This window comes from Ferrovibrio xuzhouensis (assembly GCF_042648965.1).
Classification (GTDB): domain Bacteria; phylum Pseudomonadota; class Alphaproteobacteria; order Ferrovibrionales; family Ferrovibrionaceae; genus Ferrovibrio; species Ferrovibrio xuzhouensis.
Window position 1 is genome coordinate 1,067,459 of sequence record NZ_JBHRYJ010000001.1, and the last position, 21,782, is coordinate 1,089,240.

At 60.6% G+C, this 21,782-nt stretch carries 24 protein-coding genes and 1 pseudogene; 10 read left to right on the top strand and 15 right to left on the bottom strand.

The genetic code is table 11. From position 1 onward, the window contains the following. Positions 1-5: 5 nt before the first annotated feature. From ACFOOQ_RS05230 to traI, 10 genes and pseudogenes are all read left to right on the top strand, one after another. Positions 6-977 (top strand): ATPase, T2SS/T4P/T4SS family, encoded by a 972-nt coding sequence (locus ACFOOQ_RS05230; RefSeq protein ID WP_379722556.1) that lies wholly within the window; start codon positions 6-8, stop codon positions 975-977. A 239-nt stretch (positions 978-1,216) separates the two neighbouring features. Continuing rightward, positions 1,217-2,800, top strand: a pseudogene (locus ACFOOQ_RS05235) (type IV secretory system conjugative DNA transfer family protein). Next, positions 2,797-3,000, top strand: coding sequence for a hypothetical protein (locus tag ACFOOQ_RS05240; protein WP_379722559.1), 204 nt, complete (start codon positions 2,797-2,799; stop codon positions 2,998-3,000). The pseudogene ACFOOQ_RS05235 and the gene ACFOOQ_RS05240 overlap by 4 nt, the downstream one beginning before the upstream one ends. Next, positions 3,000-5,231, top strand: a complete 2,232-nt coding sequence (locus ACFOOQ_RS05245; protein ID WP_379722562.1) for a zincin-like metallopeptidase domain-containing protein — start codon at positions 3,000-3,002, stop codon at positions 5,229-5,231. The genes ACFOOQ_RS05240 and ACFOOQ_RS05245 overlap by 1 nt, the downstream gene beginning before the upstream one ends. Further along, positions 5,228-5,455 (top strand): hypothetical protein, encoded by a 228-nt coding sequence (locus ACFOOQ_RS05250; protein ID WP_379722565.1) that lies wholly within the window; start codon positions 5,228-5,230, stop codon positions 5,453-5,455. The genes ACFOOQ_RS05245 and ACFOOQ_RS05250 overlap by 4 nt, the downstream gene beginning before the upstream one ends. Positions 5,456-5,460: 5 nt before the next feature. After that, positions 5,461-5,955, top strand: coding sequence for a helix-turn-helix domain-containing protein (locus tag ACFOOQ_RS05255; RefSeq protein ID WP_379722568.1), 495 nt, complete (start codon positions 5,461-5,463; stop codon positions 5,953-5,955). Next, the gene (locus tag ACFOOQ_RS05260) at positions 5,952-6,290 is read left to right on the top strand and encodes a hypothetical protein (RefSeq protein WP_379722571.1); all 339 of its coding nucleotides are present in this window, start codon (positions 5,952-5,954) and stop codon (positions 6,288-6,290) included. Before ACFOOQ_RS05255 ends, ACFOOQ_RS05260 begins: the two co-directional genes overlap by 4 nt. Positions 6,291-6,356: 66 nt before the next feature. Then, positions 6,357-7,589 carry a DUF1173 domain-containing protein gene (locus ACFOOQ_RS05265; protein WP_379722574.1) on the top strand — a complete coding sequence of 411 codons (1,233 nt, stop codon included), beginning with the start codon at positions 6,357-6,359 and terminating at the stop codon, positions 7,587-7,589. Positions 7,590-7,591: 2 nt separating this feature from the next. After that, on the top strand, positions 7,592-7,924 hold the full coding sequence (locus ACFOOQ_RS05270; RefSeq protein ID WP_379722577.1) for a plasmid mobilization protein: 333 nt from the start codon (positions 7,592-7,594) through the stop codon (positions 7,922-7,924). Between the two features lie 17 nt (positions 7,925-7,941). After that, positions 7,942-10,407, top strand: a complete 2,466-nt coding sequence (gene traI / locus ACFOOQ_RS05275) for a TraI/MobA(P) family conjugative relaxase (protein WP_379722580.1) — start codon at positions 7,942-7,944, stop codon at positions 10,405-10,407. Between the two features lie 307 nt (positions 10,408-10,714). On the opposite strand, the gene ACFOOQ_RS05280 is transcribed toward traI, so the two are convergent. From ACFOOQ_RS05280 to ACFOOQ_RS05350, 15 genes are all read right to left on the bottom strand, one after another. Continuing rightward, positions 10,715-11,380 (bottom strand): methyltransferase family protein, encoded by a 666-nt coding sequence (locus ACFOOQ_RS05280; RefSeq protein WP_379722583.1) that lies wholly within the window; start codon positions 11,378-11,380, stop codon positions 10,715-10,717. Then, positions 11,380-11,625: a DUF2933 domain-containing protein gene (locus ACFOOQ_RS05285; RefSeq protein ID WP_379722586.1), complete on the bottom strand. Its 246-nt coding sequence runs from the start codon at positions 11,623-11,625 to the stop codon at positions 11,380-11,382. Before ACFOOQ_RS05285 ends, ACFOOQ_RS05280 begins: the two co-directional genes overlap by 1 nt. A 30-nt stretch (positions 11,626-11,655) precedes the next feature. Next, positions 11,656-12,087: a c-type cytochrome gene (locus tag ACFOOQ_RS05290; protein WP_379722589.1), complete on the bottom strand. Its 432-nt coding sequence runs from the start codon at positions 12,085-12,087 to the stop codon at positions 11,656-11,658. A 13-nt stretch (positions 12,088-12,100) separates the two neighbouring features. Continuing rightward, entirely contained in the window at positions 12,101-14,188 is a 2,088-nt protein-coding gene (locus tag ACFOOQ_RS05295) for a copper-translocating P-type ATPase (RefSeq protein ID WP_379722592.1), read from the bottom strand. A gap of 150 nt (positions 14,189-14,338) precedes the next feature. Continuing rightward, positions 14,339-14,632: a YHS domain-containing protein gene (locus tag ACFOOQ_RS05300; RefSeq protein WP_379722595.1), complete on the bottom strand. Its 294-nt coding sequence runs from the start codon at positions 14,630-14,632 to the stop codon at positions 14,339-14,341. Then, entirely contained in the window at positions 14,559-15,371 is an 813-nt protein-coding gene (fabI, locus tag ACFOOQ_RS05305) for an enoyl-ACP reductase FabI (protein ID WP_379722598.1), read from the bottom strand. The genes ACFOOQ_RS05300 and fabI overlap by 74 nt, the downstream gene beginning before the upstream one ends. Then, positions 15,368-17,284, bottom strand: a complete 1,917-nt coding sequence (locus ACFOOQ_RS05310; RefSeq protein WP_379722601.1) for a DUF3141 domain-containing protein — start codon at positions 17,282-17,284, stop codon at positions 15,368-15,370. Before ACFOOQ_RS05310 ends, fabI begins: the two co-directional genes overlap by 4 nt. After that, a complete protein-coding gene (locus ACFOOQ_RS05315) occupies positions 17,281-17,613 on the bottom strand; it encodes a DUF5676 family membrane protein (protein ID WP_379722604.1) in 333 nt (110 codons plus the stop codon). Before ACFOOQ_RS05315 ends, ACFOOQ_RS05310 begins: the two co-directional genes overlap by 4 nt. Next, positions 17,600-17,947, bottom strand: a complete 348-nt coding sequence (locus tag ACFOOQ_RS05320) for a YHS domain-containing protein (RefSeq protein ID WP_379722607.1) — start codon at positions 17,945-17,947, stop codon at positions 17,600-17,602. The genes ACFOOQ_RS05315 and ACFOOQ_RS05320 overlap by 14 nt, the downstream gene beginning before the upstream one ends. Before the next feature lie 25 nt (positions 17,948-17,972). After that, positions 17,973-18,428 carry a hypothetical protein gene (locus tag ACFOOQ_RS05325; RefSeq protein WP_379722610.1) on the bottom strand — a complete coding sequence of 152 codons (456 nt, stop codon included), beginning with the start codon at positions 18,426-18,428 and terminating at the stop codon, positions 17,973-17,975. Between the two features lie 806 nt (positions 18,429-19,234). Further along, positions 19,235-19,621, bottom strand: a complete 387-nt coding sequence (locus tag ACFOOQ_RS05330; RefSeq protein WP_379722613.1) for a hypothetical protein — start codon at positions 19,619-19,621, stop codon at positions 19,235-19,237. A 241-nt stretch (positions 19,622-19,862) separates the two neighbouring features. After that, positions 19,863-20,054, bottom strand: coding sequence for a heavy-metal-associated domain-containing protein (locus tag ACFOOQ_RS05335; protein WP_379722615.1), 192 nt, complete (start codon positions 20,052-20,054; stop codon positions 19,863-19,865). A 410-nt stretch (positions 20,055-20,464) separates the two neighbouring features. Next, the gene (locus ACFOOQ_RS05340; protein ID WP_379722618.1) at positions 20,465-20,788 is read right to left on the bottom strand and encodes a hypothetical protein; all 324 of its coding nucleotides are present in this window, start codon (positions 20,786-20,788) and stop codon (positions 20,465-20,467) included. A gap of 28 nt (positions 20,789-20,816) precedes the next feature. Then, positions 20,817-21,257, bottom strand: a complete 441-nt coding sequence (locus ACFOOQ_RS05345) for a hypothetical protein (RefSeq protein WP_379722621.1) — start codon at positions 21,255-21,257, stop codon at positions 20,817-20,819. Positions 21,258-21,330: 73 nt separating this feature from the next. Beyond that, positions 21,331-21,774, bottom strand: coding sequence for a pseudoazurin (locus ACFOOQ_RS05350; protein WP_379722624.1), 444 nt, complete (start codon positions 21,772-21,774; stop codon positions 21,331-21,333). Positions 21,775-21,782 lie beyond the last annotated feature (8 nt).

Sequence of the window (21,782 nt, forward strand, 5' to 3'; positions counted from 1 at the left end):
CCGGCATGGGTGCAGTGTCGACAGGCACGGATGTAATGCTGCGACGGCTGCTAGGGCCGCTGTCGCAGCATTACTCGAACGACAACACGGTCGAGATCAGAATGGTCCGGCCTGGTGTCGTCACCGCGGACCGTCGGGGTGTGGGGAAGCGACAAGAAGAAGCGCCATCCCTCACTCTTGCAGAGCTCGAGACGATCTGTAAGGGCCTGGCCAACTACCGCGGCCTGAAGTTCGATCCTGACGAGCACCCCAAGCTGTCCTGCATCTTGCCGGACGGCCACCGTTTCGAGTGTCTGGTCGGACCATCGGTGCAAACTGGAGTGTCGCTTGCGATCCGCTGCAAGCACCCGTTTACGCCGAGCTGGGAACAGATCGGCGTGTCGCCGGTCATCCGCGACTACCTAAAAGATGCCGTCGATCGAGACCTCAACATCATCGTCTCGGGTGCGACCAACACCGGCAAAACGACCCTGCTCAACATGATGCTGGAGTGGGTGCCCGCGGACTGCAGGGTCGTCGGCATCGAAGACACCCCAGAACTGAAGCTGGAACGCTTCTGGGACGGGGTGCCGTTGATCGCAGCGCGCGAGGCCGGCACTGGCGCCGGCATGCTGGACTGGCGCCAGCTCTACGACCACTTGATGCGCGCCACACCGGATCGGCCGATCTTCGGGGAAATCTCGACGCAGAACGCTTTCGCCGCCCTGGCTGTCCTGAATGCCGGCATGCCCGGCTTTATGTGCAGCATCCACGCCGACAGCCCCGAGCAGGCCATCAACCGGAAGTTCGACCAGAATATCGCCTGGTCCGGCGCCGTCATGCCGAAGGTGCCGGAATACCTATGCGAACTGGTCGACGTGGTTGTCCAGATCAAGCGCCACCGCGATGGCTGGCGCCGTATCACCGACATCTACGAGCCGAAGCGGGACAGGTATGTGCTGCGAGACAGCGCACCGGTCCTGAAATTGGCTGAGTGACGACAGGAGCACGCAATATGTTCGGACTGCGCCTTCTCTTCCTCCCGGCAATAGCCGCGTCGATGCTCGGCGCCATCCTTCTGCAGTGGCACTGGGCGGTCGGCTTCAATGCCCAGGATGGTCGCTGGTGGGGCTGGCTGCTGCAGACTGCCAAAGTAACGGGCGGCCTGCCGGACGAGCTGCTGTATCCGGTCTACTGGACCGGCATTTCGGCGTTCATCGTCGCCGCAGCTATCACGATGATCGTCAACCGGATCGGCACGCGGACTGTTTCAGGCAGCGCCGATGCTCGGAACACCCATGGATCGGCCCGATGGGCCAAGAAGTCGGACGTGCGCCGTGCTGCCCTGATGGGCAGCGTCGGCGTTGTGGTCGGCGGTTGGAAGGGCTCAATCCGCGTAAAGGTGCTTCGACATGACGGACCTGAGCATGTCATGGCCTTTGCCCCCACCCGTTCCGGCAAAGGCGTCAGCCTGGTCGTCCCGACGCTGCTGTCGTGGACAGAAAGCTGCCTGGTCCTCGACATCAAGGGCGAGAATTATGCCCTCACGGCCGGTTGGCGGACGCAGATAGGCCAGAGGGTCTTGCGCTTCGAGCCGGCCGCCCTCAGCGGGTCTGCCCGCTATAACCCCATGGCCGAGGTCCGCATCGGCTCGGATTACCAGATCGCCGACTGCCAGAACATCGCCCAGATGATCATCGATCCAGAGGGCAAGGGCCTGCAGGACTTCTGGATGAAAGCCGGCTGGGAATGGATGTCGGCCGCCATCCTGCATGTGCTGTACCGGGTTCGCCACGAAAGCGGCGGACGGCGGTCAGCCTGCCTCGCCGATGTTCACGGCTTTATGTCTCTCGGTGCCGAAGACCCTGAGAACCTTGAACTGGGCGACGGCGGCAAGGACGACGACAGCTTCAATAGCCTGCTCGATGACATGACGGTCTTCGATCATGGTGACCCCGTCGTCAACGCCGAAGTCCGCCGGGCGGCTGGCCGGATGAAAAAGCGAGCCGCGCAGGAACGCAGCGGCGTCCATTCCTCGGCCACCGTGCCGCTTGCTCTCTACTCCGACCCGATTGTGGCCCGGAACACCTCCGCCTGCGATTTCAGAATATCGGACCTCATGCAGGCCGATCAGCCGGCAAGCCTCTACATCGTCATCCCGCCGTCCGACATCAAGCGGCTGCGGCCGCTGATCCGCATTCTGCTCAACCAATTCCTGACCAGGCTAACAGCCGAGATGGATTTCGAGGGCGGCCGCAGTGTGAAGCATTACAAGCATCGCCTCTTGTTGATGCTCGATGAATTCACCTCGGTCGGCAAGTTGGAGATTTTTGAAGACTCCCTCGCCTATATGGCCGGCTACGGCCTCAAGGCGTTCATCATCGTCCAGGACCTGACGCAACTGCAGAAGTGCTACGGCAAGGAAGAGTCGATCACCAGCAACTGCCATATCCGGATCGCCTTCGCTCCGAACAAGATCGAAACCGCCCGCGTGCTGTCCGACATGTCGGGCAAGACGACGCTGATCCAGCGGAAGCGGTCGTAATCGCGTCAGCCCGGGCAGCTGAGCGGCAACGTCTCTGACAGCATCGCCGAGGTCGCCCGGCCCCTGATGACGGCGGACGAGTGCATGAGCCTGCCCGGACTGCGTGACGGCTGGTTCGGCCGGAAGAAGCCTGGCCACATGCTGATCTTCGTTGCCGGCCAGCCGCCGATCTATGGACGGCAATACCTCTATTTCCAGGACCGCGAGCTGCAGCGGCGGTCCTCGATCCCCTCCCCCACCAACGACAACCAGCAAGGAGAAGTGCGATGCGCGTGAGTGACCTAGCCGGCCCGATGGGGCCGCAACAGCAACGGTCGGCGGAAGCCGACATGGTCAGTCGGGCAGCCGCACCAGGCTGCATCGTGGCTGTCGATCCCGACACCGCTGTCCATATGGGCGCTTTTCACGACGACGCCCTCGATGCCGGGGCCGCCGAAGGCAGCCGGTTCGATGATCTGGTCGGGGAGGATGCCTGATGACCCAGGATCGCAAACCCTGGCGCGACCAGGTCGCCGAAGAAATGACCCGCCAGATCGAAGCCGGCACGGCCCCCTGGCAGAAGCCGTGGCGTGCTGGCGAGGTCATGACTGGCCCTTTCAACCCGACCAGTGGGAAGCCCTACCGGGGCATCAATCGTATCTGGCTCGATATGCAGGGCCACGAAGATCCCCGCTGGTTGACTTACGACCAGGCGACGGCCGCCGGCGCACAGGTCCGCAAGGGCGAGCGCAGCACGACCGTCGAATACTGGAAATGGACCGAGCGGCAACCAGTTCGCGACGCCGCCGGCAATGCCGTTCTCGATGACGACGGCCGGCAGGTCCACCAAGAATCTCAGCTGACCCGCCCGAAAGTATTCTATGCGCGGGTTTTCAACGCCGAACAGATCGACGGCCTGGCCCCATATAAGGCGCCCGAGCTGGATCAGAACCCGGTGGGTGCGGTCGCGGACATCTTCTACCGGCTCGATGAAACCGTGCGTGATGCCATAACCGGCAGTTTGACCCCTACGGAGCTGGGCTTCATCCATGACCAGCAGGATCGGGCGTTTTACGACCCCGTCCGCGACAACATCCACCTGCCCGAGCCGCAGCGGTTCAAGAGCGACTACGAGTATGCTGCGACCGCACTCCACGAGCTGGGGCACGCCACCGGCCACAAGAGCCGCATGGATCGCCAATTCGGCCCATTCGGGTCCGAAACATACGCCCGCGAAGAACTGCGTGCCGAGATGGCCAGCTACATCACAAGTCGGTCGTTCGGTCTGGGGCATTACCCGGAGCGTCATGCCAGCTACCTCGCGAGCTGGTTGAAGGTCATCAAGGAAGACAAAAACGCCCTGTTTCAGGCCGCCCGGGATGCCGATCGGATTGCCACGTGGATTCTAGAGCCGGAGAAGCGGCAGCAAATCGAGCTGGAAATGAAGGCCCAGCGGAAAGGGGAAGCAATGGACAAGGCCGAAGAGAAGCAGCAGCAGGAAGCAGCGTCTGACCAGAAGAAGTCGAAAATCTGGCTCAATGTTCCCTATGCCGATAAGGATGATGCCAAGGCGGCGGGCGCACGCTGGGATCGGCAACACAAGAGCTGGTATGCCCGCGAGGGAGTGGACATGGCCGCCTTCTCAAAGTGGCGCAGCGCGGCCGCACCGACAGCCGCAGACAGCCTGTCGCCGACCGAAGAATTTGCTACGTTCCTGCAGCAGCACGGCGTCATCCTCAAAGGGCGGCCGGAGATTGACGGCACCTGGCACCGAGCCCCACTCGAGGACGATAAAGCAGGCGCGAAAAGCGCATCCTACCGAGCTTTCCTTGATGGCCGACCGAACGGCCAGATCCACAACTACAAGACTGGCCAGACGCATATGTGGGTTGCCGGCGGGCCAGCGCCAACGCCAGAAGAGCTGTCTGCGCTGAAATCACAGGCAGCCGCGACTAGCGAACGCCGGCGGCAGGAACTGGAGGCGACGCATGCTGAAGTCGAAAAGCAGGCAAATGATCTTTGGGACAAGGCTCGACTACGCCCCAGTACGCCGCCGAACCGCGGCTATCTGAACAGTAAGCAGGTCGAAGCTGAAGGCTTACGGTTCGACCCAGAATTGCCGGTCATCTATGTGCCGATGCGTGACATAGACGGTCGCCTGCATTCCATCCAGATGATCAACGAAGATGACGGAACAAAGTCGTTTATGAAGGGTGGTCGCATGCAGGGGTTGATGCATGTGATTGGCGACCAGAAACTGATGGAGAAAGGTCCCCTCATTGTCTGCGAGGGGTATTCCACTGGTGGCAGCCTGTCGAAGCTCACGGGCCTGCCGGTCGTGGTCGCCTTCAACGCCGGCAATCTGGAGCTGGTGACGAAGGCCTTGCGTGAGAAATATCCGCAAGCGCGCATGGCGGTCGCAGCCGACGACGATCACAAGCTGGAGGGTAAGCCGATCGGCAATGTCGGCATGACGAAGGCAGCCGCGGCCGCGGCTGCAGTCGGGGCCGATCTGATCGTTCCGCCGCTCCGGCCGGAAGAGAAGGCCAAAGGGCTGACTGACTGGAACGATTTGTATGTCGAACGCGGAGAGTTCTTTGCCTTCGAAGCTATGCGGAAGGCGTACCCGCGTCGACCACAGCAGACTCAGAAGCTCGACCAGGAGAACAAGGGCCCAGGTTTCATTAGCCGGACCATGGGCCGCGTCAAGGAAGGAATGGGCCTTTGACGGCCCTTCCTGCCCGTCGTGTCCGGCGCCGGCCGATTTCGGCTTGGCGCCGGCGCCTGCGGGAAATCGACTGGGGGTTCTGGCTTCTTCTGGCCTCCATGGTCGCAGCAGCCAGCAGCCCCTTCGTCGCCGGTGCCGGCCTTCGCTTCGCGGTCGCCCTGCCCCTCTATTGGCTTGGCTATGAAGACCAGGCCATGAAATTTGCCCTGAACGCGCATTGGTGATCGCCATGGCGCATACGAATGATGCGGGCGGCCGCGGCCGCCATGCCCACGAGAACCAGGTGCTGCAGGTCATCGTCCTGGCCTCGCACGTATTTGATATCCCCCATCACTGGATCACAGGCCGCGATCGGCGTGCACGGCCGTTTGAAGCGCGCGCGGCGGCCATGGCGGTTGCTCGGAAGCTGACCGGCGCGAGCTATCCGGCTCTGGGGGAAATATTCGGCCGCCGCGAACATACGACGGTCATGAATGCCGTCGGCCAAGTACCGGTTTTGCGGATCAGGTCGCCACGCTTCGATCGGCGGTTCGTGAAGCTGCAGGAGCTGGCTAAGGCGGTTGCCGATCGTCCCGGCATCCTCGATGACGGCTGTGCCGGCGTTGACGCATTCAATGACCTGGTGCTGGCCCTGCTCCGGGCCAGAAACCTCGATGCATCACGCACGGCGGTCATCGTTCAAGCATTCATGCCCGACCAGCTCGCCACAGGGGATACGCCATGACCAAGGGTGCGGACCTGATCCTTTTCGCGGGGGCGCGGGACAGCGAGGCCTATATCGCTTTCGGTGCGTCCCATGCCTTCCGCACCGACCCGATCGTGATAGTGCCCTGGGAGCATTCCAGCGTCCCTGGGCGGCCGTTGGCCTGGTGGCACTGTCCGGACTGGGAGGCGCTGATGGTCAACCTCAGGCGCGTCACCTGCCCTCGGCAGCTTCAGGCCATGGTCCGCTCTGCCATCGATTCCGGCGGGCCGGCTCTGGTGGCCAGCCGGAACGCCGGTTCGGGGCCGATTCCGGGCACACCGGCCAATCCGGCGCTGCCCGGTCGGGCGGCCTGACGACAGGCGCAATACCACAAACGTGTCACGTTCCGGGATTTCCTCGAGACGACAGGGGGTTAAGAAATGACGGTCTACCTGGTTGGTGGCAAAGCCATTCGTTCCGATCACACCGATTTCGAGGCTGCACTGGCGGCCGTTTATCGGGGGAAAGACCGCCCGCGGTGTCTGTGCCGGCAGCCCGGCGTCGAGATGTACATCGCGAGGGTCCAGGGCAAGCACATCCTCAAGCGGATGCCGAATACCGGCAGCGACCATAACCCAGGGTGCGACAGCTACGAGCCACCGGCCGAACTGTCAGGCCTGGGCGAGGTGATGGGCGCCGCCATCCATGAAGACCCCGACCAAAATGTCACGGCCTTGAAGCTGGACTTCTCCCTTTCCAAGCAGCCCGGGCGGGCAGCGCCGACGCCGGGAACTGGTGAATCGGACTCGGTCCGCACGGATGGCGCCAAGCTGACCCTACGGGGCACGCTGCATTACCTGTGGGAGCAAGCCGGCTTCAATCGGTGGGCGCCAGCGATGTCCGGCAAGCGCTCCTGGGGCGTGATCCGGAAGTACATCCTGCAGGCGGCGGCAGACAAAACCGCTAAGGGCGCCGGCCTCAGCGATCTGATCTTCATCCCCGAACCGTTCTATCCCGAACGGCAGGCGGAAATCGCCCAGCGTCGCATTGCCAGGGTGATGAAGGTCACCGCGGCAAGCAATGGAGCCGCCAAGGCGACGCAAAAGCTGATGATCGTCATCGGCGAAGTGAAGGAAATCGCGCCTTCCCGCTACGGCCATAAGGTGGTGTTCAAACACCTGCCTGACTGGCATTTCATGCTGAACGAGGATCTGCACAAGCGGCTGCAGAAGCGGTTCTCGACCGAGCTGAATCTGTGGGATGCGGTCGATGGTAGCCACCTGGTGCTGTTCGGCACCTTCGGCGTCGGCGGGACCGGATTCCCCAACCTGCAGGAGCTGGCCCTGATGACGACAGCGGAGAGCTGGCTGCCCTTCGAGAGCCTGTATGAGCAGATGCTGCTCGATGCGCTGATCAACGGCCGCCGCCGATTTATGAAGGGACTGCGGTATAACTTGACCTCGTCGCGGCCGCTCGCCTCGGCCGTGCTGACCGACACACAGCATGGTCCGACTGCGCTGTACATCATTCCGCCTGGCGCCAGCGAGGACTTTACCGGCGCCATCGACCAGCTGGTGGCTGAGAGCAAGCTGACCTCATGGATCTGGTCGGCCGGCACCGGCGAGATGCCGGCATTGCCACCAGCCGGTACGAAGCTCGCCCATGCGAGCTGACCATGGCCGCCACCAACCGCAAACTGGTCAAATCGTACTTTATGCCGGCAGAGCATGCCGAGCTCGAGCGCCTGGTGCTGCAGACCGGCTTGTCTGCCTCTGAACTTGTGCGCCGCCTGTTCGTCGGCCGCGGCCCGCTGCCCTCTGTCGAGAATCATCAGGTCGTGCGCGACCTGATGAAAATCAATGCCGATCTGGCTCGCCTCGGCAACCTCCTGAAGCTGACGCTCGATGACAGCGATTTTAATCCGCCCGCCGGCGTCGACCTGCAGGGGCTGTTTCAAGATGTGCGGGAAGCCCAGCAGCTTCTCAAAGCCAAAATCGCCAATCTTTAAAATCTGCGAGGCTACCGATGATCGCCAAGCGCATCGACATTGAGCCGGAAAACGACAATTACGAGCGGCTGGCAGATTACATCGCAGCCGCGCCGGAGGAAGGCGAGAAGCTGGACGATCTGTGGATCGTCAACTGCGACGCCGGCGAGACGCTTGATGATCTTCCTCTGGCGAAAAAAGAGATCAAGGCGACACAGGCGCTCAATCAAACCGCAAAGTCGGGCAAAACCTATCATCTGATGGTCAGTTTCCGGGACGAACGCCCATCACCGGAAGCGCTGCGCGACATCGAGCGCGAGTTCGCCCAAGCCCTCGGGTTTGGCGAGCACCAGCGCATCGCCGGCACGCACATCAATACCGAGAATTTCCACCTGCATATTGCGATAAACAAAATCCATCCGGTGACGCTGAAGGTGCACATGCCCTTCCGGGACTTCAAGGTGCTGGAAAAAGTCAGCCGGGAAATGGAAAAGAAATACGCCCTGAAGCTGGATCTCGGCCGAGCCGATAAGATTGAGCCCGAGAAGCAGGCTGCCCGGGCTCGAGATAAGGAGGCCCACACCTGGGAACAGAGTTTCGATAGCTACGTCCGCGAAGAAGCGGCGGATTTGTTGGCCGCCCTCGATGCCGCCAGGGGGTGGCAAGATCTACATGCGGCCTTCGGCCGCTTCGACCTCGAGCTGCGGCTGCGCGGCAACGGCCTGGTGATCGCCAATGCTTCTGGCACCGAGATGATCAAGGCCAGCGCGCTGGACCGGAAATTCTCGAAAGCGGCCCTCGAGCACAAGCTGGGCACCTTCATTGCTCCCGGAGATGATCTCGAGCTCGAGGACGGGACGACAGAAGGACAGTCTCACGAGTTACCTGTTGACCAGGCTGCCCAACCGACCTCGGCCGTGGCCGGTGGTCAACATGGTGCTGGCGCTGGGTCCGCCCCTGACGCCTCGGGCTCCACGGCCAGGCTCGAGCCTCGCGCGACCAGGCCAGGATTTAAGGCTCGCCTGCAATTGCACCAGGCCGAAATATCCGCTGCCTTTCAATCAGCCCAGGATTGGCAGCAGCTCCATACCGAGCTGGCGCGCTATGGCATGGTCCTTCGGCCGCGGGGCAACGGCCTGACGATCGCCAACGCCAATGGCAAAGGCATGATCAAGGCCAGTGCGCTGCATCGGAATTTCTCGATGGCAGCCGTGCAGGGCCGGCTTGGACCCTTCCAGACGGCGCAGCAGGTCCAGGCAGCCGGTCGGCAGCAGCCGACAAGGTCAGGGGCTGCGCCAGCCCCCCTGCCCCGTCCGGCTCGTCCGCCTCGGCCGGTGAAGCGGTATCGTCCGCGGCCGATCACCAGGTTTCCAGGCCAGCACCGCCTCTGGCGCCAGTACATGGCGACCAAAGGCAAGCGGCGCGAATCCTTGGCCGTGAAGGCCTTCCATACCTGGAAGGAGTTCCTGCAGGCCGAGGCGCTGAACGATCCACTGGCCATGGCGATCATTGTGGCCCAGAAGAAGCTGCTGGAAGCCCTGAACCCGTTCTCCATCCTGCAGCCGCGGGGAAATATCCCTGGGGGGAGTTTCCTGCCCGCTGCAGGGCCCCGGCCCTCGATCAGCGCCGCCCGTCTGTCCCGCAGCGGCCTGCAGCCGCCCCAGGGCGCCGCAGTAGCCCAGAATCCCCCGGGACCAGGCAATCAGCAGCTCGCCGCCGGTAATAACGCCCAGGGACTCCAGAATGGGCCTCAGGGCGTCTCTTCCGGCGAACCGCTCTCTACCAGCCAGCAATCGCCATCCCCTACTCAACGGCCAAATATGGCGGCACAGGGTCTAAATCCGTCCCCCAGACAGGCAGCAGGGTGGGCCAGGCAGCCGTCAGAGGACGAACGCCAGCTCCTGACGGCCGCCGCCAAAGCGGCAGAGGGCAAGGTGCTGCCGGTCGACCGGCACTGGACCGACCAGGCGCTAGCCGCCCGGCCGGGCCTCTCCGATCATCAGCAGGCCGTTGTCCGGTCCGTTGTCGATCGGCGGCTTGGGCTTGTTGTCGACGGCGACCAGATCGAGCGCCTGCAGACCCTGGCCACGGTGCGGGACGCCTTCGCGGCGGCCGGCCTGCGGGTTGTCGGCGTCGCCACCTCCGACAATGCCTCGAAGACCTTGCAGGACGCTACGGGCATCACGAGCGGCAGTCTGCATGTCCTGGGTCGGCTGCTTGCCAAAGGTGATCTACAGTTGGGCCAGCATGACGTCCTAGTGGTTGAAGCCAACAAGATTCACGCGAAGCAGATCATCCGCCTTTTGGAAGCCGCAGCTCCGACCGGCGCCCGTGTTGTGCTGGCAGGCGACGGTAAGGGCTCAACTGGACCTGCGTGGGCTATGCGCCTCCTAGCTGGTCACCTGCAGGTCGATGGCGGCCTAGCTGTAGATGATCGCCGACGCGATGCATCAAGTACACACAGCATTGCCGAGATCGCCGAAGGTCCCGCTATTGTCATTTAGGCTTCCACATATTACAGCCGCGGAAATCAGGGGGTCACAGTATGCAGTAGCGGAAAATTCGGTTGCCAAGCAAACACCCAGCCTTGCCGGCGAGGATCTCATCCAAAAACCGGGCCTATCTTCGAATCTACGTCATTGTATTCGTGATAGAGACATGAACATACAGGGACGTTCCGATATTAGGATGTCCCTGTAGTGGCGTGCCAGTATTGCTTAATCGATCTTGGATCAGCGGTTCTCGATCTGACCAGAATCCGTCAGGCAAATTTCGTCACGAGGATGTGACATGAAGGAAACTTCTCATTCCCTAGGTCCCGCCCGTACGGGATGTGGCTGATGCGGTGAGATTCGGAATCCAGGCCGGCGTCCGACTGGCATAGTCTTCATAATGATCGCCATATGTGGTGCGGATTTCGCGCTCTTCGATTGCGGCCAGCCGGACATACATGACGACGAGAACCGGGAACATCAGCACGGTCAGAATGGTCGGCCACTGGAACAGGAAGCCCAACATGATGACGACAAAGGCCACATACTGAGGGTGCCGGATATAGGAATACGGGCCTGTTTTAGCAAGTGCTCCTGCCTTTTGAGCCGCATGGAGCACAGCCCACGATGCTGACAGAAGCAGAAAACCAAACGCGATGAGAATGCTGCTCAGGACATGCAATATACCAAAATGCGGATCGCCCTTAAGGCCTAAGGCAATCCACCAGAGGTGCCCGGCTTGATGGGAAAGCAGATCAAGGCCAGGGTAGCGACTCTGGAGCCAACCGGAGATCAGGAAGATCGTGACAGGAATACCGTACATCTCGACAAACAGGGCGATGATGAAAGCCGAGAACGCCCCGAATGTGCGCCAATCCCGTGCGGTCTTTGGTTTCGTGAAGCTCAGAGCGAACAGGATGAAGACGGCGCTGTTTGCAAAGACCAGGAACCAGAGGCCATAGGCTGATGACGTATGTTCAGTCATTATGAGCCTGCCTTTCCCGACGTCCCGTCCACCCCAGAATGATCGTGGCCGCGTTGGCCGCCCTGGTTGCCGTGATGATGGAAGAAGTGCATGAGCGGGCAGGCAAGGATGAGGAGATACGGCAAAGCGCCGAAGAAGTGTGCGCGATGCTCGGAGATCAGGAAGAACCCGGCGACGACCAGAAAGCCAATCAGGACTAGGCTGGATCTGGAGCGCCACCAAGGCGTATTTTTGTTAGCATTCATGTGAAAATCCTCAATGAGCCGTGATCGGCATTACATGCTATGCGGTTGTGTGGTGATGCCATTGGCGAGCTGCATCTCCCGCACATAGAGAATGATGTCGTCCATCTGCTGGCGGGTCATCTGTGACTGCGGCGGCATGTTGCCGAACGGCCAATGGTGCTGGCGCACGCCGTAGGCCGCAGCACGGTAGAAAGCCTCATCGGCATGGTGTCCCGGATTGTAGATGTTATGCACCAGCGGCGGGCCATTGCCGGTGCCGGCGGCATTCACACCGTGACAGGTGGCGCAATTTCCGTCGAAGGCGATCTTGCCCTGCGCTGCCTGCGCGGAGAGCCGCGGCAGCACCAAGCCCGCCTCCGATGCCGGCGTATGCTTGATCCGGAATGACTGCCAGAGGATGAAGCCCGCGCCCAACGTGACGGCGAGGATGATCGGGGTGGAAAGTCTGGGGAAGCGGATCATGGTTATTCTCCGGTCAGGCGGCAGCGGCGCCGACGGTACGGCGGGCGCGTTCCAACAGCTTAGCATTGATCGCAACAATCACTGTGCTCAGCGACATCAGCGCCGCACCCAGGGCCGGGCTCAGCAGCAGGCCCCAGGGATAGGCGAGGCCGGCCGCCAGCGGGATGGCGACGGCGTTGTAGCCGGTCGCCCAGAACAGGTTCTGGACCATCTTGGCATAGGTGGCGCGCGACAGCGCCAGGATCGCGAAGACGTCGCGGGGATCGCTGCGCACCAGCACGACATCGGCGGACTCGATGGCGACATCGGTGCCGGCGCCTATGGCGATCCCGAGATCGGATTCCACCAGGGCCGGGGCGTCGTTGACGCCATCGCCGATCATGGCGACGGTCAGGCCGCGCTGCTTCACCTCGCGGACCTTGGCCACCTTCTCGTGCGGCAGCACTTCGGCGAAATAGTCGTCAAGGCCCAGCTTGGCAGCGACTGCCCGGGCGACCGGTGCGGCATCGCCGGTGATCATCATGCATTGGATGCCCATATCCTTGAGCCGCCGGACGGCCTCGAAGGATTCCTTGCGGATGACGTCGGCCAGCGCGATGGCACCGAACGGCTGGCCGTCGAGCAGCACGTGGACGACGGTGTTGCCCTCGCCGGAAAACGGCGCCACCGCAGCCTCGTCCACGGCGATACTGTTCTGGCGCAGATAGCCGGGACTGACGACCCGGACGGTGTGTCCGTCGACGACCGCCTCGACACCCTGTCCGGTCAGGCTGCGGAATGATTCAACGGCCCGAATCTGGGCGCCACGCTCCCTGGCTCCGCGGACGATACCGCGGGCGATGGGGTGCTGAGATTGCGTTTCCAGGGCGGCGGCCCAGCTCAGGACATCCGCTTCAGGTGCGCCAGTGAAGGAAACAACCCCGGCCACGCCGAAACGACCCTCGGTGAGGGTGCCAGTCTTGTCGAACAGTACGGCGCCGAGGTTGCGGGCGCGCTCGAAGGCGGCCCGGTCACGGATCAGCAGGCCGTTCTGCGCGGTCAGCCTGGTGCTGACAGCGACCACCAGCGGAACCGCCAGCCCCAGCGCATGAGGGCAGGTGATCACCATCACCGTGACCATCCGCTCCAGTGCGAATTCGAAACTGCTGCCGAGGCCGAGCCACAGCGCCAGGGTGCCGCCGCCCGCCGACAGCGCGATATAGGTGAGCCAGAGGGCCGCCCGGTTGGCGAGATCCTGGGTGCGCGAGCGGGTGTCCTGGGCCTGCCGGACCATGTCGATGACCTGGCTGAGATAGGTCCTGTCGCCGGTCTTGTGGATGGACAGCACCACCGCGCCTTCGCCGTTGACCGAACCACCGACCGCCTCCTGCCCTTCGCCTTTCTCGACCGGGCGGGATTCGCCGGTCAGCATCGCCTCGTCGAAGCTGGACTGTCCCTTGGTGATCAGGCCGTCGATCGGCACCTTCTCGCCGGGCCGAACCAGGACGCGGTCGCCGGGCCGGAGTTCGGCGATTGCGATGTCGCTGATGCTGTCATCCGCCGACAGACGGTGCGCCGTCGCCGGCAGCAGCCGCACCAGGGCCTCCAGGGCGCCGGATGCCCCCATCACCGAGCGCATCTCGATCCAGTGGCCGAGCAGCATGATGTCGATCAGGGTGGCCAGCTCCCAGAAGAACACCTTGCCGGCCAGGCCGAAGATCACGGCGCTGGAATAGAAGAACGCCACCGCGATGGCGACGGTGATCAGGGTCATCATGCCGGGACGCCGGCTGGACAGCTCGGACAGGCAGCCTTTCAGGAATGGCCAGCCGCCATATATGAAAATCACGGCAGAAAGGGAGAACAGCACATAGCTGTCACCCGCGAAGGTTACTATGCCGTCGATGCCGAGGAATCGTCGGATCATCGGCGAAAGGGCAAGAACCGGCACGGTCAGGACCATCGAGATCCAGAAGCGGCGCCGGAAATCAGCAACCATTGCGGTATGGTCGTGGCCGGAATGGCCGTGACCGGAATGATCATGGCCAGCATAGCCATGATCATGATGCATCCTGGGATCGGGATGGGCCGGAAGGCCGTGGGAAGTGGTTGTGTCATTCATGATTGCCATCCTGATGGTATCTGGGCTTGTCGGAAATCGGTGTCGCCAATGGGGGCATCCGGCCTGGCTCCGGACATGCTGCGGCGTGACTGCGCGTCGCACCCCGGGGGCAGTCCCCCGGCCCGTTTCCTGTCGGACTCGATCATCATTTCAACTTCCGACCTCGTCCGAAGGATAGACAGGGAAGGGTTTTGTTTGTCCGGTGTAATGCTGTGGGTTCTGCCTGTAACGGTTCTGACAAACGGTCGAGCAGAAAAAGTGCATCCAGCCATTGTGGTCCTCCTGAGCTACGGCACTCTCAATGTCGATCTGTTTGCCGCACACTGGGTCGGTTGCCGTCATCCTTCGCTCGAATGCCCGCTGCAGTTCGTCAATGGAAAACCATGCCTTCGATGTGAAATCCGGCGTCGACATAGATAACATCTCCTGTAATTGCAGTTGCATAGTCGCTGGCCAACAGAAGGGCCGCGCGTCCAAGCTCCTCGGTATCAATCGTTCTCCCGAGTGGCGCCCGTCGCTCTGTCTCGTTCAGAAGTTCATCGAAATGCTCGATCCCGGATGCCGCGCGTGTCCTGACGGCACCGGCGGACAGAGCATTGACGCGGATAGCTTTATGCCCAAGTTCGTGGGCGAGATAGCGCACTGACGCCTCAAGCGCCGCCTTTACCGGCCCCATGACGTTGTAGTGGTCAACGACCTTTTCTGCGCCGTAGTAACTCAGTGTCGTCATGCTGCCGCCCCGGTCCATCAGCGGTTCGGCCAGCCTTGCCATGCGGATGAGGGAATGGCAGGAAACCAGCATGGATTCGGAGAATCCGGCAGCGGAGCAATCGGTGAGCCGGCCATGCAGATCCTCTTTGCGGGCCCAGGCAATGGAATGGAACAAGAAGTCGAGGCGCCCCCAGCGATCCCGGATTTCTGCAAACACGGCCTCAAGCTGTCCCGGTGCGGAAACATCGCACGGCGCGAAGATCGGTGCGGTCACCTCGCGGGCAAGAGGTTCAACGAAAGGCCGTGCCTTGTCGTTTAAATAGGTGATGGCCAGTTCGGCGCCCGCCATGCGAAAGTGCCGCGCCGCCGACCAAGCCAGGCTGTGCTCGTTCGCGATGCCGACAACTAGCCCCTTACGGCCGGTCAGGTCTAGAACCTCCAGCTTGGCCGGGCTTGGTGTTAGTTCGGTCATTCCGCAGCTACCTTTCTCGGGGGATTGGTACCCCCCGGTCGATGCGAGCCTGAACCAGGCATCATGGCTGGCTGCGCGATATCATTGGCTTGCGTCTTACATTCCGTCTCGGCCGCTGCGGGATCTTCGCTTACTCGGCAGCAGTTGTTCAGGAGCATTTCCCAGATCGGATTATCGTATATCCAGCTGAAGGTCCGTTCGTAGACCGCATCGCGCATTTCCCGCGCAGTCACTGCCAAGGCGGTGAAGGCATCCGCGAATTTGTGCTCCTGTGCGAGCATGGGGTGTTCATGGGGAAGCGGTGAGCGGGATGCCGCGATGGACACCGCCGAAGCAGCTACGTTACGCATCCATGGATTGAATTGTTCCGACAAGAGATAACGGCTCATACGCATTGGGTGCAGCCATTTCAACATCTCCGCCGAAAACGGCGTCGCATATGCCTGCACCCAGGGACTGATAAAAGTCCGGTATAACCCCTCATTGAACTCTGACGCTTGCCGAACGCGCATGAATGCTTCACGGGGATAGTCGGCTCTGAGGTCCTCCACGCGTCGCGACTCGAAGCGGACCTCGAACGACGGCTTATGGCAGTCGCTGTCGCCGGTCGGATTGTCGATTTTCATCTCATAGAGGCCCGGCGCTAGCCTCCCGAAATCCTCCAAGCTCTCCAGGATCGCCCGGTGTTCGAGCCGGGCGACGCCGGCCGAGACGAAAATGCCCAGATGCCCCACATGCGGGTTGGTAAGATATACGATACGTTGCCCGGCCTGCTTGAGGTCTTCTGTATCCTTGTAGGCGGCCGGAATCCAGCCGAGGGCCTGATGAGGTGGGGTGATATTATCGCCGTATGAGGCGAAGATCACGAGAGGATTCCTTATGCGCCTGAGATCGACGGAGCAACCGTCGCAAATACGCAGCAATCCCTGTTCCAGCTCGTTGCCAATGAACAAATTCTCGACAATCGCGAGTATCTCCTCGCGGCTGAGGAAGTAGAAGCCATTCCACCACCGCTCGAATTCCAGAAAGCGCTCCCGCTCGGAATCGATATTGGTGAACAGATTGGCATATTTTTCCCAGATCGCCTTCTCCGGCTTCAGATTTTCGAAATTCTCAGCCAGCCATGCTCCATCAAAGCGGCCGTTGCCAAGGTCAGCGGTCAGGTGTGTCAGCCACGCGCCGCCCAGCAAACCTCCAGCGATACGCATCGGGTTTGTGGCCGGCTCCCCGGCCCAATAGGACAGGGGTGAACCGTTGAGCACGGCAGGACCAACCAGACCCTCGCAATCGGCAGAGAGCAGGGTGACAGCCCAGCCGGCTTGACAGTTGCCGTACAGCACCGGCGGCGCTCCGGGATGGCGCCGGGCCACTTCCTCCACGAAACGCCGCAGTGCATGCAGCACGTCGCCGAGGGTCTGCCCCGGTTGTGGCTCAGGGTAAAAGATGACGAAATAGACCGGATGGCCTTCGCGCATCGCCATGCCAACTTCGGACTCACGCTTGAATCCTCCAATGCCAGGTCCATGGCCGGCGCGTGGGTCAATGATAATTACTGGCGCTTTTTTAGGATCGACACAATCGTCCCAACAGTCTTCGCCGACCTCAGTAATCCGCACCAGGGCGTAGTTTGCGGGCCGATCGAAGCAGCGTGCGTCCAGCAGTATCTCGTATTTGAAGCCCAGCAGAGGGGGAAGGCCCGCCCGCTCATGCTCCAACATGTTGCTACCGCGCTGCCGTAGTGCATCCCAGAAAAGAACCGTCCGTTCCAGACAGTCCTGCCGATACGCCATGATGTCCGGGATCGAGGCGATCGGTAGAACATTGCCGACGTCGGCTGGAGTATGGCCGCCGGCATCCGAAATGTTGCCTAGTTTCACTGACAGGAAGTCCTGGTTCGATGCAAGGTCCGTCATGACCACCTCCACCAGTGGGTGAATAGATTGAACAATGGCCCGAAGACCAACGCGACGTACCAGCCATAGCCGAAGCTCTCGGCAAGCCCGAGCAGGAAGCTCCGCCAGCTGAGCCCGTCAAATCCGGGCAAAAGTCGCAGCCAGGTCCGGTACATCACCTGCCCGGGAAATAGCAGATCGAAGCCGACGCACAGCGCATAGGTGATGGCCAGAAAGAGACCGAGGCTCATGCCAAAGACAAAGACCGGAATCCGCAGCCCCTGCATGGAGACAAATGGCGTTCCCAGCCGCGGCGGCTTCGATTGAAATTGTGTTTTAGTCATGCGCATGCTCCTCCTTCTTCTGTGGCTCCAGGGATTTGGCCCCGATATAGAGGTCTGGCGCCGCCTCGAAGCGTTCGCGGCATTCGCGCGAACAGAAATAGAAGACTCTGCCCTCATGAATCGATGGTCTGGCGGTTTCGGTGCGCACGGTCTTTCCGCATACAGGATCGGTATCGGTTTCGGGCGGCACCCAGTGAGGCTGGGCGGCGTCATGCTCGGAATCCCCGTGCCTTCCGATCTGATGTCCGTGGCCAAGCCCCATGGCATGGGAACCACAGCCGAATCTCATCATTAGAAACAGCACGACCGCCCAGATGGCAAAATACAACAAGGCTTGCATGGTGATGATCCATCCGTTTGGAGTGTCAGATCAGGTGACGATGGCAGACCGCTTCCAGAGCGGCTTCCTGCCCGGAACCGGCCTCCTCTTCACCGTCATTGCCATCTGCCGACGAGGCGATCGACAGGCAGTATGTCCGTAGCTTCTGTGTCAGTTCGGTGCAGGCCTGGACCTGGGTTGCGAGGCTTTCCAGGACGTCCCGCACCAGGTCCGACCGCGTTGCAAGTATTTCCGGCGCTTCCCGGGCGCTCAGGAAACCATGGAGCGCGTTGTGGAATCTGTCGTTCGCCTCAAACATGGCCCGGGTTTGGTTGAAGGAAGTGTCGCCGGGCCCCTTGCTCTGGTTCATCATGAGCAACTGAAGCCGTCTGGCGCGAACCCGGATATCGGTGGTATCGCCGGTGTCAGGATGCCCCCACCACGCCAATAACCCGTTCACACGTTCCAGCTCGTTCAATACATTTGATTCATGCCCGTGCATTTCAAAATCTCCCAATCAGTGTGTCTGTGGCGCACCGCGATCTGCCCGGATGGCGGGCATACCTAATGACGTTCTAGCCGGCGCCGGATTCCATGCTCTATGGCGATAAAGAGGCTCTTGCGGTCATATGGCCTGTTGCCAAGTCAATCCGCCCACACGGAAGCTTGGCGGTAATCAAGGAGACTGCTTCCCGATGACAGCTATGTAACAACCGCATCCGTCACGGAATGCGTCGCTGGCACACCGGTCGAGCAGCGGATTTCTCCGTCCCTCGCAGGTCACTCACTCGCTGATATACTTAAGAGACCTCTGCTGCATGCATGCTTTACAGCCGGCAATGCAGCGATCCAGCCAAGCGGCGATCGCTGCTTCTAGCCGAGGCGCTTGGGAGGCGGGGATTGTGGCAGCGGGTTTTCGCTGCCGCCGAGGATATCCGCAACGCGGAATTCGGAACTGCCGAAGAGGTACGGCAGTATTGGCGCTCCTGGCAGTATGGCCGGAAAGACGCATTGGGCGTGATGGACGCATTGACTGCCATTGACGGGGATTCCGTCATGGGAGAGCCCTTTGTGTGGACGTCCATCGTGATTATGGGGAACACTGGCGGCGATCTGCGACGGCGCGGCGGTCGCGGCAGAAGGCATCTCCAAGTGGCCGAACAGAGCAATTGCGAGCGCCATCAGGCTCAGAACAACCGACAGAAACGGTCGCCGTCCCGGGCAAAGCCCGTAGCGGGGGGCGGTATATGATGGTTCCGTCAGCATCTCGCGATACTCAGTCCCTACTCCGTGGAATCGGCAGTCCTGTCAGGGGTTCAGATCCTTCATCATCTGCTGCTGCTGTTGCATCTGCTGCTGCATCATCTGCTGCATCATATCCATGCGCTGCTGCATCATCCGCATCTGCGGCTGCAGGTCGACCTTTCCGCCATTCTGCTGCATCATCATGTCGGAGCTATACATCTTCTGCATGTCAGCCATCTGCTCCTGCATCATCTGCATGTGTTCACCCATCAGCTTATGGCGGTCGGCCGGCGTTTGGGCATGCTGCATCTGATCCGACATGCCTTGCATCTGCTGAAAGCGCATCTGCATCTGGTCCGGCCCGCCATGCTGGGCCGCGAAGGCAGGCGCGGCAAGAAGCGCTACGGACAAGGCCACAACGGCGAGGTATTTCCGCTTCATCGTATCCATTTTAGGGGTCTCCTGAGTTGCTTCAGATTCCCGCGGTCACCGGCAAGTACCTGGTGGGCAATAAAATAACCCAACGGGCGATCCGGAGAAGCAGGCCCCGCATTGATACGGTAACCCGCGCAACGGGGCCTTGATCTCAGTCAAGACGCAACGCCTTAATGATCGGAGCACTCAGGAGGTATGGCGGAGGCGGCCGACCACCGGGACCAGCCTTCCTCTCGCCACCGTCAGGAATAATATCTTACTTGGGAGAATAGCCGGCCTCGACAAGGGTGTGGCGGACTGCCCCGGGATCGACTTTTCCCTCGATACGCAGGGTCTTGGTCGGCAAGTCGATCTCCAGCTGCTCTATGCCGGACAGACCGGCCAGGGCGGCACGGATTGCCTTCTCACAATGACCGCAGGTCATGTCAGGAACTACAAGCTGCAGCATGGTCACTCTCCTTAGGTTGTCACATCATTCTGCAACCTTCCGATTTGGGAAGGTCAATGGCAAATGAGGTCGACTATTTTTTGTCAAGGAGTAAACAACTCCAGCAGAGTGCCGCGCGGGCACTGCATCGCCTTGTTATCTAAAGTGGGTTTCACGCTGGCGCGCCAGAAACTCGCCAAAGAGTCGCGGTTGACCGGTATGATGGCGGCCGTTCTGGTGCGCGCCCTATATAGCGAGAGCACGCGATTGGACCGGATTATTACCGGTATCTTGTAGGTATTGATAATGCGATCGGCGATAGTCACAATATCGCGTTATCGAACTCTACAATCTTTAGGTCACTCCTAACTGACCAAGGGTTCAGTCCTGCTGGCCGTAATTGTAAAAAATCTGATTCATTGGTACCGGCTTCAGCTGGAATCGTGACAGTTCCCAATTCTGGAAACGTCCGCAACAACGCCGAGCTTATTGATGGAAAACCGCGTCTCGCAACGATGTTCGGCCGGACCCTTTGGGTAGATAGCCGTCACTGGGTGTTCATCCGATACATACACGAGCAGGGCTCCGCCAAGATAATAGTTCGTTACACGGCCGGGTTCGCCTCGCGCTCGAATGACGTCGGCTTTAGTCTTGCCGATAAAATCAAGATCCGCAGCGGGAACATTCGATGCACTCGCCGCACAACCTGTCACTCCGGCCAGCAGAAAGATGCTCATGATTTTAAGGATGGTCATTGGAGCCTCCCGTACGATGATTGCTCATTCACTTCTGAAGATGTGCATGCCCTTGCTGCATGCGGCCATGGGTAAAGCGCACCACAAAGGGAATGAGACCACTTTTAGACAGATCGGCTTTGAACCCATCAAGACGAAACCATTGATGAGAGGACGCAAGGTTCAAAAAATCATTCGACTGGATCGTGATACTGTCCAACGAGGAAACCGCTTCTCCATCGGAACGGAATTCGAAGGTAGCATCGGAAAAATACGACGAACTGATTCCGAGGATCGTGATCGGCATGCCGGTATGGTTCTCGAGAATGAACATCAGGCGATAACTCCCATTCGATCCCTTTGAAATGATGGGGTCGACGATGTTCAGGCTCCCTGGATCAACCACTTCATCTGCCCTTGTAAAATTGCTCGACAGCGTCATTGCGAAGCCAATCAAGGCTGCGGCGATCCATTCCCGTCGACGCATCATACCCTTCCCTTCGTCTGCCAAGGTTGACCGCGGCCGGAGACGTTCTGTGCCCCCGACCGCTTCCATCCCGCTCCTAGCTCAGTTGGGCAAGCAGTTTCGCTGCTCTTGCCTTGGCCATAGGCGGCAATTTCTCTGCCGCCTGTTTGACCTCAGCGAGATTGACCGGGTCGCCAACAACTATGATGGCGATCATTCCTAGGCCAAAATGCGGTAAACACTTGACACCATAGACCCCAGGCGTCGTGAAAGTGACGCGCCCTTCCTTGCTGAATGGTGTCTTTATCGCTACAGCGCCAGCAGGAAGCATGCCGGTGATGGACTCGGCATTGTGTCCGCGATCGGCAGGTTCAAAGACGACAGTATCGCCCGGCTGGATACGGATAAGCGCATCCTCGAAGACAAATTTCTCTTCTTCACTCTGATTCTGCTCCTTGACGGTGATCACACTGGCATACACTGGAGTTGTTGCCGCCACCAGGGCGGCTGTCGCAATAGAAATTGCAATAGCTTTTTTCACGATCGTCT

What these genes read in the sequence shown, in the direction of transcription:
- ACFOOQ_RS05230 (WP_379722556.1), top strand. Translation starts at nt 6, where the DNA reads ATGGGTGCAGTGTCGACAGGCACGGATGTAATGCTGCGACGGCTGCTA.
- ACFOOQ_RS05245 (WP_379722562.1), top strand. Translation starts at nt 3,000, where the DNA reads ATGACCCAGGATCGCAAACCCTGGCGCGACCAGGTCGCCGAAGAAATG.
- ACFOOQ_RS05255 (WP_379722568.1), top strand. Translation starts at nt 5,461, where the DNA reads ATGGCGCATACGAATGATGCGGGCGGCCGCGGCCGCCATGCCCACGAG.
- ACFOOQ_RS05260 (WP_379722571.1), top strand. Translation starts at nt 5,952, where the DNA reads ATGACCAAGGGTGCGGACCTGATCCTTTTCGCGGGGGCGCGGGACAGC.
- ACFOOQ_RS05265 (WP_379722574.1), top strand. Translation starts at nt 6,357, where the DNA reads ATGACGGTCTACCTGGTTGGTGGCAAAGCCATTCGTTCCGATCACACC.
- ACFOOQ_RS05270 (WP_379722577.1), top strand. Translation starts at nt 7,592, where the DNA reads ATGGCCGCCACCAACCGCAAACTGGTCAAATCGTACTTTATGCCGGCA.
- traI (WP_379722580.1), top strand. Translation starts at nt 7,942, where the DNA reads ATGATCGCCAAGCGCATCGACATTGAGCCGGAAAACGACAATTACGAG.
- ACFOOQ_RS05280 (WP_379722583.1), bottom strand. Translation starts at nt 11,380, where the DNA reads ATGACTGAACATACGTCATCAGCCTATGGCCTCTGGTTCCTGGTCTTT.
- ACFOOQ_RS05285 (WP_379722586.1), bottom strand. Translation starts at nt 11,625, where the DNA reads ATGAATGCTAACAAAAATACGCCTTGGTGGCGCTCCAGATCCAGCCTA.
- ACFOOQ_RS05290 (WP_379722589.1), bottom strand. Translation starts at nt 12,087, where the DNA reads ATGATCCGCTTCCCCAGACTTTCCACCCCGATCATCCTCGCCGTCACG.
- ACFOOQ_RS05295 (WP_379722592.1), bottom strand. Translation starts at nt 14,188, where the DNA reads ATGAATGACACAACCACTTCCCACGGCCTTCCGGCCCATCCCGATCCC.
- ACFOOQ_RS05300 (WP_379722595.1), bottom strand. Translation starts at nt 14,632, where the DNA reads ATGCAACTGCAATTACAGGAGATGTTATCTATGTCGACGCCGGATTTC.
- fabI (WP_379722598.1), bottom strand. Translation starts at nt 15,371, where the DNA reads ATGACCGAACTAACACCAAGCCCGGCCAAGCTGGAGGTTCTAGACCTG.
- ACFOOQ_RS05310 (WP_379722601.1), bottom strand. Translation starts at nt 17,284, where the DNA reads ATGACGGACCTTGCATCGAACCAGGACTTCCTGTCAGTGAAACTAGGC.
- ACFOOQ_RS05315 (WP_379722604.1), bottom strand. Translation starts at nt 17,613, where the DNA reads ATGCGCATGACTAAAACACAATTTCAATCGAAGCCGCCGCGGCTGGGA.
- ACFOOQ_RS05320 (WP_379722607.1), bottom strand. Translation starts at nt 17,947, where the DNA reads ATGCAAGCCTTGTTGTATTTTGCCATCTGGGCGGTCGTGCTGTTTCTA.
- ACFOOQ_RS05325 (WP_379722610.1), bottom strand. Translation starts at nt 18,428, where the DNA reads ATGCACGGGCATGAATCAAATGTATTGAACGAGCTGGAACGTGTGAAC.
- ACFOOQ_RS05330 (WP_379722613.1), bottom strand. Translation starts at nt 19,621, where the DNA reads ATGGATACGATGAAGCGGAAATACCTCGCCGTTGTGGCCTTGTCCGTA.
- ACFOOQ_RS05335 (WP_379722615.1), bottom strand. Translation starts at nt 20,054, where the DNA reads ATGCTGCAGCTTGTAGTTCCTGACATGACCTGCGGTCATTGTGAGAAG.
- ACFOOQ_RS05340 (WP_379722618.1), bottom strand. Translation starts at nt 20,788, where the DNA reads ATGACCATCCTTAAAATCATGAGCATCTTTCTGCTGGCCGGAGTGACA.
- ACFOOQ_RS05345 (WP_379722621.1), bottom strand. Translation starts at nt 21,257, where the DNA reads ATGATGCGTCGACGGGAATGGATCGCCGCAGCCTTGATTGGCTTCGCA.